Source organism: Microbulbifer sp. CNSA002 (genome assembly GCF_047324085.1).
In the GTDB taxonomy this organism is placed as follows: Bacteria; Pseudomonadota; Gammaproteobacteria; order Pseudomonadales; family Cellvibrionaceae; genus Microbulbifer.
In genome coordinates, this window is the sequence record NZ_CP172449.1 from 2,897,630 (window position 1) to 2,910,856 (window position 13,227).

The 13,227-nt window shown below is 45.6% G+C and carries 15 protein-coding genes; 7 read left to right on the forward strand and 8 right to left on the reverse strand.

The window, feature by feature from the left end; translation table 11 throughout:
• Position 1 precedes the first annotated feature (1 nt).
• Entirely contained in the window at positions 2-511 is a 510-nt protein-coding gene (locus tag ACG1BZ_RS12875; RefSeq protein WP_413662161.1) for a ZrgA family zinc uptake protein, read from the reverse strand.
• Between the two features lie 9 nt (positions 512-520).
• Entirely contained in the window at positions 521-883 is a 363-nt protein-coding gene (locus ACG1BZ_RS12880; protein ID WP_413662162.1) for a MerC family mercury resistance protein, read from the reverse strand.
• Between the two features lie 124 nt (positions 884-1,007).
• On the opposite strand from ACG1BZ_RS12880, the gene ACG1BZ_RS12885 reads away from it, so the two are divergent.
• Complete coding sequence (locus tag ACG1BZ_RS12885) at positions 1,008-1,427, forward strand: TraR/DksA family transcriptional regulator (RefSeq protein ID WP_413662163.1); 420 nt, start codon at positions 1,008-1,010, stop codon at positions 1,425-1,427.
• 49 nt (positions 1,428-1,476) lie between these two features.
• Here the strand turns inward: ACG1BZ_RS12885 and ACG1BZ_RS12890 are convergent, their stop codons facing one another.
• Both ACG1BZ_RS12890 and ACG1BZ_RS12895 read right to left on the reverse strand, forming a co-directional pair.
• A complete protein-coding gene (locus tag ACG1BZ_RS12890) occupies positions 1,477-2,727 on the reverse strand; it encodes an anthrax toxin-like adenylyl cyclase domain-containing protein (protein WP_413662164.1) in 1,251 nt (416 codons plus the stop codon).
• Positions 2,728-3,458: 731 nt separating this feature from the next.
• Positions 3,459-4,367, reverse strand: a complete 909-nt coding sequence (locus ACG1BZ_RS12895; RefSeq protein ID WP_413662165.1) for a LysR family transcriptional regulator — start codon at positions 4,365-4,367, stop codon at positions 3,459-3,461.
• 258 nt (positions 4,368-4,625) lie between these two features.
• Between ACG1BZ_RS12895 and ACG1BZ_RS12900 the strand changes: the two genes are divergently transcribed.
• From ACG1BZ_RS12900 to ACG1BZ_RS12915, 4 genes are all read left to right on the forward strand, one after another.
• On the forward strand, positions 4,626-5,270 hold the full coding sequence (locus tag ACG1BZ_RS12900; protein WP_413662166.1) for an LLM class flavin-dependent oxidoreductase: 645 nt from the start codon (positions 4,626-4,628) through the stop codon (positions 5,268-5,270).
• A 328-nt stretch (positions 5,271-5,598) separates the two neighbouring features.
• Positions 5,599-6,417, forward strand: coding sequence for an SDR family NAD(P)-dependent oxidoreductase (locus tag ACG1BZ_RS12905; RefSeq protein ID WP_413662167.1), 819 nt, complete (start codon positions 5,599-5,601; stop codon positions 6,415-6,417).
• A gap of 33 nt (positions 6,418-6,450) precedes the next feature.
• On the forward strand, positions 6,451-7,296 hold the full coding sequence (locus tag ACG1BZ_RS12910) for an enoyl-CoA hydratase/isomerase family protein (RefSeq protein ID WP_413662168.1): 846 nt from the start codon (positions 6,451-6,453) through the stop codon (positions 7,294-7,296).
• 89 nt (positions 7,297-7,385) lie between these two features.
• Complete coding sequence (locus ACG1BZ_RS12915) at positions 7,386-8,390, forward strand: zinc-dependent alcohol dehydrogenase family protein (protein ID WP_413662169.1); 1,005 nt, start codon at positions 7,386-7,388, stop codon at positions 8,388-8,390.
• A gap of 265 nt (positions 8,391-8,655) precedes the next feature.
• Here ACG1BZ_RS12915 and ACG1BZ_RS12920 read toward each other — a convergent pair whose 3' ends face one another.
• Complete coding sequence (locus ACG1BZ_RS12920) at positions 8,656-9,552, reverse strand: LysR family transcriptional regulator (RefSeq protein WP_413662170.1); 897 nt, start codon at positions 9,550-9,552, stop codon at positions 8,656-8,658.
• 70 nt (positions 9,553-9,622) lie between these two features.
• On the opposite strand from ACG1BZ_RS12920, the gene ACG1BZ_RS12925 reads away from it, so the two are divergent.
• Positions 9,623-10,711, forward strand: coding sequence for an alkene reductase (locus ACG1BZ_RS12925; RefSeq protein ID WP_413662171.1), 1,089 nt, complete (start codon positions 9,623-9,625; stop codon positions 10,709-10,711).
• Between the two features lie 34 nt (positions 10,712-10,745).
• Positions 10,746-11,630 (forward strand): SDR family oxidoreductase, encoded by an 885-nt coding sequence (locus ACG1BZ_RS12930; protein ID WP_413662172.1) that lies wholly within the window; start codon positions 10,746-10,748, stop codon positions 11,628-11,630.
• A gap of 107 nt (positions 11,631-11,737) precedes the next feature.
• Here the strand turns inward: ACG1BZ_RS12930 and ACG1BZ_RS12935 are convergent, their stop codons facing one another.
• The 3 genes from ACG1BZ_RS12935 to tnpA form a co-directional block, all read right to left on the reverse strand.
• Positions 11,738-12,073: a DUF6488 family protein gene (locus tag ACG1BZ_RS12935; protein WP_413662173.1), complete on the reverse strand. Its 336-nt coding sequence runs from the start codon at positions 12,071-12,073 to the stop codon at positions 11,738-11,740.
• A 45-nt stretch (positions 12,074-12,118) separates the two neighbouring features.
• A complete protein-coding gene (locus ACG1BZ_RS12940; RefSeq protein ID WP_413662174.1) occupies positions 12,119-12,667 on the reverse strand; it encodes a hypothetical protein in 549 nt (182 codons plus the stop codon).
• 89 nt (positions 12,668-12,756) lie between these two features.
• Positions 12,757-13,191, reverse strand: a complete 435-nt coding sequence (gene tnpA / locus ACG1BZ_RS12945) for an IS200/IS605 family transposase (protein WP_413662175.1) — start codon at positions 13,189-13,191, stop codon at positions 12,757-12,759.
• Positions 13,192-13,227: the final 36 nt, after the last annotated feature.

The following is a 13,227-nucleotide window of genomic DNA, read 5'->3' on the forward strand; positions in this document are numbered from 1 at the left end:
CCTATTTCATTTGCAATTTGTTGTCTTTACCAGTGAGCAGTTCAGCCCCCTGACGACCGGAGCTGATCCATTGCACTGCAATCCCATGAATACCGGGAAACCTCTCAAACAGGGTAACAATGACACTGTTGAACTCTGCCAGATTATCACACTTGAATTGGTAACTAGCACGGAAACCACTGTGCACTGAGTTGTCACTGGTAACTTCTGCGCTATATGGCGCCTTAACTTCCACACTTAAGGGTTTGCACTGGGCACCGACAAACTCAAGAAAATGATCTGGCTTGGATAGCTCGCGAGCAACCTGCTCTAACCGCTGCTTTTGAACATCGCTACGTGGCGCATGCTCAAATCCCACCAGGTCGACTGTGGGCGACTCCAGCTCGACACTGATTCTGCCTGCTTCGGCCACCAGGTACATCATCGCCTTACCGTGAACATGGCTTCCCACCTCTGCGGCCACCGGGCCAGCCCAAAAAAACACAACGAACAATGCTCCTGCAAGCCTCATGATCTTCACCTATTCGACAAGAGCGCCCCGATAAATCAAGCGCTGATTTACCCAGTGGGCAACAATCAATAAGCCTGCACCAAGAACACTGGCAACTAGCTCCCATACCCCCTCGATATATAGCGCACCAACCAATAGCAATGCCCCGGAGAAACCAACAATCATTACCGCGTAGCGCTGATGGCGTCGGCAAGAGGCTGGGAAGCTGGCCAAGGCCAGAATTACCACGGGTACAAGCAACAGCAAATGGAGAAACTGGTCCTCTTGTAAAGCACCCAATATCCCCAAACCTCCCAATACCGGTAACAAAGGAGTCAAAAGACAGTGCAGCAAGCAAAGCCCAGAAGCCAAAATTCCTAAAGTATCTCTCACAACAATCCTTTTAATCTACGAGAACCCAAGACAACCACATACACTTCAGCCAATATGATGATATGTTATATCATAAATTTAATATTTCAAGTCAACGTGAGCTATGGAACAGGGGATTCATGGAATGCCAAAAATCAGTGAGCAAGAACTGCTGGGGATGCCCGCCTCAGACTATATGAACGAAAAGCAATTACTCTTCTTCAAACAACTTCTGATGGAATTGAGAAATGACCTGCTGGCCGAGCTTGCACACGGGCAACAGGCTATTGCTACCACGAAACTTGCCTTAGCTGATGACCTGGATCGGGCAACTGCAGAGCAAGAAAACCAGCAACATCTGCGCTTTACCGGTCGAAAGAACCTGCTGTTGAGAAAGATCCAGCGGGCTCTGGAGAAAATAAAAGATGGCAGCTACGGTTACTGCGAAATCAGCGGTGACCCTATCGGGCTGCAGCGACTATTGATAAGACCCACCGCAGAGCTTTCCTTTGAAGAGAAAGCTCGCCAGGAAATACTGGAGCGTAACTACAGTAAGCGAAGATAAGGGTCACCTTCTAAGAGACCACTAATATTTCTTTCATACAGCCCGATAGTTAAGCATTGTACCAAGGTGGGACAATCCACTGACCAAAGTGCCAGTCGCGAGGTACAAACCTTCCGTAGCCTTGCCCCAATCGGTCTGGCTTATTATTGGTAGGGTTCATTGCCCAGCCCTCTGCCAGAGTGACATTGACACCATTTATTCTGCACATTGCTATAAGCTCTCTGAAAGCCTGCAAAGTTTGAATAACCACTTCACTGCGAGCAGGAGTAAATGCAATAAGGGGTAAATCTATGTCGTTCACATATGGGCGTGCGGCTTCATCACTGTGCCATAGTACATTTCTTCTGGGGAATGGCCCCCAATGCCCAGCTCCAGCTCTCGGGTTGCGAATGCCGCCAATAGTGGAATTGAGTGTCTGGCTTACTTCATAAATCCGATTAGTTATATTTCCCAGCTTGGTGCCTTGCCTTTGGGTAGTGAAATTTCTCTCTAATTGGGTTTCGATATGCTGACGCTGCGACCAAGCTTGAGCAGTGCCGAGAATACGGCGATCATCTCCATATCGATCAAACCTCTTTGCGCCCCGCTTAAATGGCCAGATAGCAAACAGATCATAATCTCCAGTAATCGCATTAAGGGGGTGCTCATTACGAAAATGACGATGCTCAACAGGGTTAGTCATTGCCAGTAGCGGCTCATACATATCCTTGTACTTAGTGTCATACTGAACAACAATGTTGCCACGTTCCTGAATAAAGCCTGACTGCCTACTTTTTTCCTTATCAATATATACACCCCACATGTCTCCCAAGCATGTGTTAACCCTGATAAGTGAGTAATGAAAAGTAATGCCACTGAGGTGGCTGGCTACACCCTCGTAACGATCTTGAGTTTTTCTTGTAACATTGATCTTTCCCGATTGAATAAGCCAATCAACCCGCTCCTGATGTAATCGAAGAGGTGTGGTTGATGCGGTCCAACCTGCACCAGACTGTAGATCAGTAAAGGCTTCTCGATGTTGATCACGGTTATAGGCCGCTTTTCTCATCCCGTGTTTATTTAACCGGGGGTCTCGTAAGACAAAGCCTGCCATCGGCCCCCAATCACATGACTTCCCATGAATCCTAAAGCCCTTCGTGTCATATCCCTGCTCAAGTAATTGGGTACATGTTGGCCCTGTTGCGCGAACGATGATAACGCAACGATGAGATGCTGCGGTGGTTTTAAATGCGTCTGCATGAGAAGCCGGGCAGCCTATAAGGTTTTGGCGCAATGCAGCATTGTTAAATATAAGGTCCATGTATTAACTTCCTGTTTCGGGGCAGCCTACATATAAATTTCGATTAGCTAAACAAATGCTATTTATAGAAATTTATTACGATGAATGTAAAACTACTAAATCTATATTTTGTGCCTCTAAAAATAAGCACTAGTCCAATTACTATTATCAAACACGCCAAGATAAAGATTTTGCTCACCGCCCTTAACCCTGACTTATTTATAGGCCTGTATCTGTGAACACAAACTGAATTAATCTTTTGAGTCCAATTAATAAAGCCAAATTCTCAGGAAGCTTGGCTTGAAAAATACCTTACACAAAATTCATACGTAAAGGAAAGACTACAGAAATACCAAAGTCCGTGGATCGTATTACCTAAAGTATCCAAAAGATTCCCAGTTTGTCCTAAAACTAAAGACTACACGCAGTTTGCAGTGCGGCCTTTAGGTTTTGGGCATATTTTTTTAGATTTTGGCCTTTTAAATTGAGAGAGATTGGTTTATACAACTGAAGTATCACTACTAGACGTATAAGATATCCTGTAAATGGATATATTCTTAACAGATAGAGAATTTACCAGACTAGAAAAGGGAGGCCGCATCAAGCCGTGAATTATTACCTGAAAGAAAAAAGACCTCTAGCTGAGCACCGAGATCTTCCCCCTTAAGGAGCGAAATTAATCTACCTATGCTATGCAGAACAGAGCTTGCGCATACCCATGTGAAGTGGATTCCTTTTGATGAAGCAACAATCTACTGTTCCCAAACTGGCGGTTTTCCGATTTTCTCAATCAGGTAGTCAATAAAGACTCGCACTTTAGATGTCAGAACATTGGACTTGGGGTATACGAGCCAAATGGCTGATTGATCATCTATATAATATTCTGGCAGCACTCTAACCAGGGAGCCCTCTAAAATTTCTGTTTGGATATTCCAGATAGAACTCATGCAAATTCCCACCCCTGCTTTTGCAGCGATACGCATGCTGGCGCCATCATCACAAGTCACTCGAGTTCTGCTGTTTGAAGGTGGGAATTGATAAGTAGTCTGATCGCTCGCAGATATGAGTTTCCTGGGTTTTGAATTAATAAAGGCCAACAGCTGATGCGCAACAAGGTCTTGTGGTTTTTCAGGAATGCCGTATTTATCCAAATAACTGGGAGAAGCGCATAGAACTCGTTTATCATCCGCCAGCTTCCTACCAATTAAGCTGCTGTCTTCAACCGCATAATTGCGCAGCGCCAAATCAAAGCCACCCTCGATAAGGCTGACTTGTGTGTCTGAGAGCTTCAGCTCAACATTGACGCCAGGGTACCTTTCCAGGAATTCAGGCAGGATAGGCGCGATAAAACGCTGAACGAAAGTGCTCGATGCCGCAAACCTGAGTGTTCCGCTCACGGAGGAATTTCCACGCCCCAGCGCAGCAAATGCCGCATCCTCTTGTGCGATGATCTCCCGGGCAAAAGGCAGGAACTCCTCCCCCTCTATGGACAGTGAGACCTTGCGGGTAGATCGATGAAAAAGGTCCGCCCCCAGCTGAACTTCAAGCTTCGACAAGCGGGCGCTGGCTACAGAAGGAGCCAATCCAAGCCTTCGCCCCGCAGAGCTTATATTCAGCATCTCTGCGGCCAGCACGAATAGCCGAACCCCATTTGTATCCACTTATTATCCCCAAAAACCGAATTCTGATTCCATTTATACGTCGTTTATACACTAATTCCAATGATTTAGTCTTGAATCATAGATCGAGCCAGCACTGATTGGCGACTGGCCTAGGCTTTGTGGGAGATAAAAGATGCATGTACGAGTGTTTATGAACGGCGGCGCAAAAAATGGCCAGGTCCAAGCCGCTGATAGTGATCTAGTTAGCACCTTTGGCCGCCAAGCCTCTCCTAACCGAGAAGCATAGGAACTACCTCAGTGCACTCTCAACACCAAGCTCAAGGTGGCTCTTTTGCTAGTATCAATGCCGGTTACAACGCTGTATTTAGGCCAGGTAAGCTCACGGTGGGACTTGTGGTTCCCATAGAGAATTACGCCACGAATCCGGTTCCAACAATGCTTAATCATGTTGAAAAGGTTCGGCTTGCGGAAGAACTGGGGTTTAGTGCGATTTGGCTTAGAGATGTCCCCTTCAATGTGCCTTCTTTTGGCGATGCGGGTCAAACTTTTGACCCATTCGTCTACCTTGGGCTGCTCTCAGGCCAGACATCGAAAATTACCCTCGGTGTAGCCAGCATCATTTTGCCCTTACGCCACCCAGCGCATATCGCAAAAGCTGCAGCCTCTGTTGATCAAATCTCAGGCGGACGCCTAATTCTTGGGGTCGCCAGTGGGGATCGCCCGGAAGAATATCCTGCGATGAATGTTTCATATCAGGAGCGAGGCAAACTGTTCAGGGAGAGCTACGAATATATTCGTCGTGCAGCAGAACCCTACCCTCAATTTCAGAGCTCACTGGGGTCGATTTCCGGCGATCTGGACATATTTGCCCAAGCCGAGAGAAACAAGCCTGCCTTTACTGATAACAGGCTCGTCTCAGCAATCCTCAGGCTGGCTAGTTGACAACGGAGATGGCTGGATCATCTATCCTCGTTCACATGCCGCACAAGAGCAATTTATTAGCCAGTTGCGAAATAACTCGACTATTGACAAGCCGATTATGGAGCCTCTCTATATTGATATAAGCGATACCCCGGATGCTTTACCGCACCCCATGCACTTGGGATACCGACTGGGCATTAATCAATTATGCAAATATCTAAAGTCACGAGAAGAGATCGGTGTTAACCACGTTGCCCTGAACCTCCGATTTAACCAGGCAAATATTGAAGAAACTCTTAAAGCAATTTCGGAAGTCATTCTCCCACGTTTTAGTGTAAAGGAATAACAAATGAAGAGGACTATTTTATTGACAGGCGGTACAGATGGCATCGGCTTGGAGACTGCAAAATTACTGGCAGCAAAGGGGCAATCTTTGCTCTTACATGGTCGTAGTGATGCAAAACTAGCGAATGCGAAAGAAGTGATAAAGCAAAACTCTCCGGAAGTTCATATAAATACATTCCGAGCAGATTTATCCAATATATCTGAGGTGCTAGCACTAGCTTCAGAGGTGAAAGATCAATATTCAAGTATTGATGTTCTTATCAATAATGCCGGCGTATTTAAAGTACAAAACCCAATAACCGACACGGGTTACGATGTTCGTTTTATCGTAAATGCTATTGCCCCCTACTTGTTAACGACACAGCTATTGCCGCTGTTTAGCGCCAATGGCCGCATTATTAATCTATCCTCTGCAGCGCAAGCAACTGTAAACATCGAAGCGCTCAAAGGTCACCAACAACTATCCGACAGTGACGCTTATGCTCAAAGTAAGCTGGCTCTCACCATGTGGTCCTTCCAGCTAGCCCAATCACTTGGTAACAAGGCCCCGCAATTTATCGCAATCAATCCCGCCTCATTTCTGGGTAGCAAAATGGTGAAAGATGCCTACGGAACTCAAGGGAAAGACTTAAGTATCGGCGCCAACATATTGGTACGGGCGGCACTCGATGATGAGTTCTCAAACGCTAGCGGTAAATACTTTGACAATGACATAGGCAATTGGTCCCAGCCGCACCCAGACGCGCTTGATGTGAAAAAGAGAAAGGTACTTATTGAAGAAATTGAGAACACTCTCGACAAACTCGGCATTAAAAATACCTAAGACGTTAACGTATTCAATTAAAAGGAATTCACCATGAAATATGAAGGTTTTACCACATTCACGGCGAAGCAAGATGACAGAATCCTAACTGTGACATTTGACTTTGGTCCCGTGAATGTCCAAGGGCAAGAAATGCTGGCCGACTTAAACAGCCTGGCAATGCGCCTGGAACGGGATCGAGAAACCAAAGTCGTTGTGTTTCAGTCGGCAAATCCGGAAGTTTGGGTATGTCATTACGATACTGAGTTACTGAAAGATATGTCTGACGAAGCTGTATCTCGCGAAGAAGCCCAACTATTGGATTTACAGGCTATCTGTGAACGCATCAGTAAGGTGCCCCAAGCAACGATCGCCAAACTAGAAGGCTTCGCTAGAGGTGGTGGCCATGAACTGGCCTTGTCACTCGATATGCGTTTCGCAGCCCGAGGAAAATATAAATTCATGCAAATGGAAGTGGGTATGGGAATCCTCCCCTGTGGGGGAGGCGCATCAAGGATGGCTCGGCAGACAGGACTGGGTAAAGCGCTGGAGATTATTCTCAGCGCCCGTGATTTCGATGCTGACGAAGCGGAAAGCCTCGGCACAATCAACAAAGCACTAGAGCCAGATGAAATTGGCGAGTATGTCGATAGCCTAGCGAAGAGAATCGCTCAATTTCCAGCAGAATCAATCAATGCCTGTAAGCAGGCGGTCTATGAGTCCATCGATAAACCTATCGGTGAAGCGCTAAAAGCGGAGGCCTATTGGCTGTATCAAGCAACCAGTAAAACACCTGCGCTAAAACGCTTCTCTATCGCAGATGAACAAGGGTTGGAACACGATATTGAAAATCAGCGGAACTGGAACCAACTGGTTATGGATGTACAAAAAATAAACTAGCAGTAGCAATTGGGCATTCGATGATTTACAGACTGCGATGCCCTACTTACTTCGGACACTTAGACAAAACTCTACAGAAAGTACACTTTTTGGGAATCAAAATGAGAGCAATGATTGTAAATACCTTTGGCGGCCCAGACGTATTTGAAGCTGCTGTAGTACCCAAGCCGACCACCAAAGCTGGCCATGTGCTGATTAAAATATCAGCAACCAGCGTCAATACCGTAGATACCATGATTCGCCAAATGGGACCTGCATTACCCCTTTCACCGAAAGCCCCGGCAATATTGGGTATGGATTTCGCTGGTGTTGTTGAAGAGATTGGCGAAGGTGTAACCGATTATCAAGTGGGCGATGAAGTCTATGGCTGCGCAGGTGGACTGGCTGACTTGCCGGGAACATTAGCCGAATATATTGTTGCAGACGCGAACTTAATTGCCCTGAAACCCGAGAACCTGACCATGCGGGAAGCAGCAGCTTTGCCCTTAGTAGGCATAACCGCCTACGAAGGGTTACAGCGTGCGGGGGTTAAGCCTGGACAAAGTGTTCTTGTTCACGGTGGCTCGGGCGGTGTAGGTCATATAGCTGTACAACTGGCTCGTCACTTTGGTGCTGATGTTTACTCAACAGGTTCCGGAGATCCTCAACTGGCAATGATTGAAAAACTGGGGGCAACGCCTATTAACTACCGGACTGAATCGGTTGAGTCATATGTACTGAAGTACACCAACGGAGCAGGCTTCGATATAGTATTCGACTCAGTCGGTGGTGCAAATATAACGAACTCTTTTGAGGCAGCAAAACTCAACGGCCAAGTAGCTACTACCGTTTCCATGGTAGAACTTGACCTGACGCCTGCTCACTTTAAAGGCTTGTCTTTGCATGTCATTTTTATGTTAATTCCAATGCTACACAATTATCACCGTGAGGAACACGGGCATATTTTAAAAGCACTAAAAGCCATTACTGAAGCAGGCGATCTCAAACCTGTGCTTGATGAAACTTCTTATAGTTTGCCTGATATTGGCAAGGCCCATGAACGGCTGGCAAGTGGGCAAGCTATGGGGAAAGTTGTTGTGAATATCGATCCCTAAGACTGACTAATAGAGATTTCAACTCGCAAATCTCCATTATTGATGGGAATAACGCTAAAAATGTAGATGTTCAGACCTGATATGATAAGCCTCGGTTACTCAGAAAACTTCATTTTAGGTCTGAACTGTTTCAACCAGCTCACATTAATTTATCAACATATTTTTTTAAAATAGACATCTTATTTGAAGAACAATTTCTCCACTCAATTTTGTAAGGTAGCTTTAACCCCCTTATAGTTGTAAATGGATTAAAAATATACCAACCTTAAAAAGAGTCCCAAAATCTACCAGCAATTGGCCCCAAAGAGCGTTCTCTATTACGAATAATACATAAATCAAAACTGCTAAATGCTTCAATCCCCTCAACACTAAGAGGTACAAGCAAACCTCGCTCCAGTTCACTCTTTATGAAGTGCCTTGGTATTCGACCCCAACCAAGTCCAGCAAGGGTCAGCTCTTTTTTTGTGTGGTAGTCATTAACAAACCATCTGCGCCCAACTTCCAGCAAGTTGATATTTCCCTTATTTTCTGAGCAGCCCGTATCCCTCACAACAATTTGGGGTAGTTGTGCAGCTTCTAATTGTGAAATTTCATCGCCAGGAAAAACATCAGGAGCCACAACATTAACTAATTCGACCTGCCCTATTTTCTTCCACTCATGCTTGCTCTCAACGCCGAACAAAGTAGCAAATGCCAGATCAGCTTCATTGTCATCTATGCGCTCCATCACGCCAGACAGTAGTTCAGTGCTAATACTAAAATCCGTATTAGGAAAAGACAGCACTATAGGTTTGATCTGTTCCAGAAGTGGGCTTAGCTCGACAATACCACTAATGACCACAGTAAACTTGGGTTCTATTCCCGCACCAAGCTGGTGCCCCATTACAGAGAGCTGCTCGAGGCTTTGCATAACTCTCTTAGTCTGCTGATAAAAAGCCTGTCCCTGTTTTGTGAGGTTCGGTCTATAGCTATCCCTATCAAATAAGGGAAAGCCAAATTCTTCTTCAAGCTTCTTAACCGCATTACTAATCGTCGGCTGGGTTTTGAAAATCGCCTTGGCCGCTCCACGAAAGCTTCCCTGCTCCACGACGGCAATAAACATCTTGAGCTGCTCTTGGGTCATATCAATGCTCGATTCATAAAATCTATCATTTTGATCCAAATATACCATTATTATTTTATCGAGAGTATGGATAATCTGCGTCCTGTCGAAACAAGCAGAGTCAACAGAAATGACTAAAAAAGGCAGTGACCTGAGCCTTTTTTCCCACGGAAAGCTCGGCCATATGGAAACTGATAGCCGTATCATTATGGCTGCCTTAACACGTGCAAGGATCGGTCGAGATGGCGTACCAACAGACGTTAACGCCAAGTATTACGCCCAGCGTGCCAGTGCGGCGATGATTATCTCGGAAGCTACCGCGATCTCAGCCCAAGGGCTTGGATGGGTGAATACCCCAGGCATTTTTACGGAAGAGCAAATCACGGGCTGGAAAAAGGTTACCGATGCTGTACATCGTCAGGGAGGAAAAATTTTTATCCAACTCTGGCACATGGGCCGAGAAGTACATCCAGACCTTTTCGGCGGTCAAGCGCCTGTTGCTCCCTCGGCAATTGCAGCTGAAGGTGAAGCACATACTTATGAGGGAAAGAAGCCCTATGCAGTTCCGAAGGCTCTAACATGTGATGAGATTCAAAGTATTATCGCGGAATATAAGCAGGCAGCTAAGAATGCGCTTATAGCCGGCTTTGATGGAGTTGAACTTCACGCTGCTGGGCCTTACCTTCCGGCTCAGTTTCTTCACGACAGCACCAATCATCGTACAGATGCCTACGGCGGCAGTATAGAAAACAGAGCTCGCTTCATCTTCGAAGTAACTTCTGCATTATGTGAGGTCTGGGGATCAAATAGAGTTGGAATCAAGCTATCTCCGGAAATCAGCTTGACGGACAGTAATGCTCAAAAAACCTATCTATATGTTGTCAACCAACTGAACAGATATAACCTTGCCTATCTACAGATGATGGAACGGGCCTGGGACAGAGAGAACCAACCAAGTATTGACCACACCCAGCTACGCAAAACCTATAAAGGTCTTTACGTAGCCAATGGAATGTATGATCTTAAATCCGCAAACAATGCCATTGCCGATGGCTCTGCCGATTACATTTCATTTGGCCGTTTATTTATATCCAATCCGGACCTCGTAGAGCGCCTCGCAAATAATGGCCCCTTTAACGAAGAGGATATGTCTTCATTTTTCGCTGGCGATGAACGCGGGTATTTAGACTACCCCTCATTAGTGGCACAAAACTCTTAACTTACAAATATATCAATTTCACTTAGGTGTAATCATGGAAAAAATCTTAATTACCGGCGGCACCGGAAATAACGGCAAAGCCGTTCTGAAAAACTTTGCTAACACCAATATACCAGTCAGGGCCCTGCTTCGGGATCTTTCTAGAGCTCCAATCGTAGCTGACAATATCAGCTATGTAATAGGAGACTATGAGAATGAATCCTCACTACTGGAAGCTATGCAAGGTATCGAGACTGCCTTTTTGGTTACAGCATTCGAACCTTCATTTACTAATAAGCATGCCGCTTTTATTCGTATAGCGGAGCAAGCTGGAGTAAAGCATATTGTACAAATCTCCGGCTTAGGTGCTGATAAGGATTCACCAATTGACATAGCTAGATGGTTGGGAGAGGCAGAAGAGCATCTTATCGAATCAACGTTAAACTGGACAATTCTTCAGCCCGCCAGTTTTAACAGCAATTTCTTTGCCTCTGCAGAAGAAATTGCTCACCAAAACACAATTAGCGCTCCATTTGGCTCTGTACCAGGGGCAGCTATTGTTACTGTTGACCATCAGGATATCGGTGATGTAGCAGCCAAAATACTAATAGAACCGGACGAGCATATCGGTAAGAAGTATATTCTTACTGGAGCAGAAAAATTAACTTATACAGATATATCAAATATATTATCTGAAGTCCTGCAGAGGAAGGTAACCTATCAACCTATTAGTGATGAAGCAGCAAGGTCAGCATTATTAAATTTGGGGGGTTCAGAGAGAGCTGCCGATGCGTTGGCACAGCTTTGGCCTGTAACCCGCGAGTGGGGGCACACCATTGAACCTTCTAACCAGGTAGAAAAGTTATTGGGCAGAAAACCAACTTTGCTCAAGACATTCTTTAAAAACGCAGCTAGCCAGTTCAGTAAAAAAGAAGCCTAAATGTAGAGCTATAATTACCCTCATAGCCGCACTGGGCATATCAGAGTTATAGGTCATGTTCCTGCGCCGATGCCTACAGACAGCAGTGCAGGAACATTACTGATTTTTTAACGATCAGTCATTTTAAAAGAAAGAAAGTACCCTTCCGTTGATAAAAACACTTTCAGTATTTTATCCAGCCCCCCATCCTTGCCCTGAGTGCTAACAACCCACTGTCGCTGGTTGTCGACACGCTGTATTGCAACATTGAGTGGCATGTCGGCCCAGGACTTGTTGAGCTTGCCCTCTTTGATTAGGCGAGCCACTTCCTGGCTGGCGATGCCCTTAGCTTCAGCCATCGATACGGTAGCAAAATTGTCTCTCTCGTGATCACCATGGGCGAAAGCAAGATTTGCGAAGCCTAAGGTAACTGATACACAGATGACTCGAATAAGTTTGTTCATAATGCTCTCTTTCTTCTCGGTTTTAGCGAATGTTGATAAAAAACGTTACTGTTTGAGTCCAACAACCTCGTAGAACCCCTTTGTTTTTAGAGTGATCTTCACAGATTCCTGACCGTTATTCTTCCAATACCAGCCATGGGAACCATCAAAAGGCGTAGTGAGAGAGCCACTCATTTTATTTGCGGTAGCAATAGCAAAGCTCTCAAAGTAACCGGTAGTATCGCCTGTGGGTTCGCCGTGAAAATCAAAGTAAAGTTCACCACTCTCCGTTACCCACTCGTACTCCAGATGGCCGTATTTATCCAATTGAAATTTGTATTCAATCCCACGGCCAGCGGGCACTTCAATAGTTGTGGTGTCGGTCCGATAAGCAAAGGTCTGCTCGCCACGCTGCACTACTTCTGGTACCGCAACTTCCTGCTCTTGACTGTTTAATTCAGTCAGCCCCAGTGCACTGCCAATTCCAGTAGGATCTATATTGTATTCAGCTGGCAGGATTACTGTGGTCAACATAATGGCTGCAAGCACACCAGCAGCAAGTGTGGATTTAATCAGTGTTTGTGCAGTCTGCACTGGCATTTCAGTTGTATTCATTCTGTAAGCTCTAAATCTGTGTTCTTTCTGTTCAATCAGCAACCACCCGCATAGCGGGTGGTATGGTGAAAGCCCCCAGAGGGGGCTTGTTACAATCCCGCCAATTGCATCTGCTCTTGCCGGCGTTCTTCAACCTCTTGATTCTTGATGTACTCTCGAATCATCTGCTCATCAAGCCCTACTGTACTCACGCAGTAGCCCCGAGCCCAAAAACGTCTTCCTGTGAAATTTCTCTGTACATGCTTGTACTTCCGAAATATCCGGATCGCAGATTTCCCTTTCAGAAACCCAACCGTATTGGAAACACTTAACCTGGGAGGAATCATTAACAACATATGAATGTGATCCCTCATTGCGTACCCCTCGACCAACTCAATGCCTTTTTGACGACACAAGTCTCGGAATATTGCTCCAATCTCACGTCTCAATGCCCCAACTAACGCTTTCTTTCGATACTTGGGCACAAATACCACATGGTACCTGCAATAATGTTTCACGTGAGCTTGGCACTGCCAATCTCGCATATGGCCTCCTTAAAGAACTTGCCGGTTCATGGACGC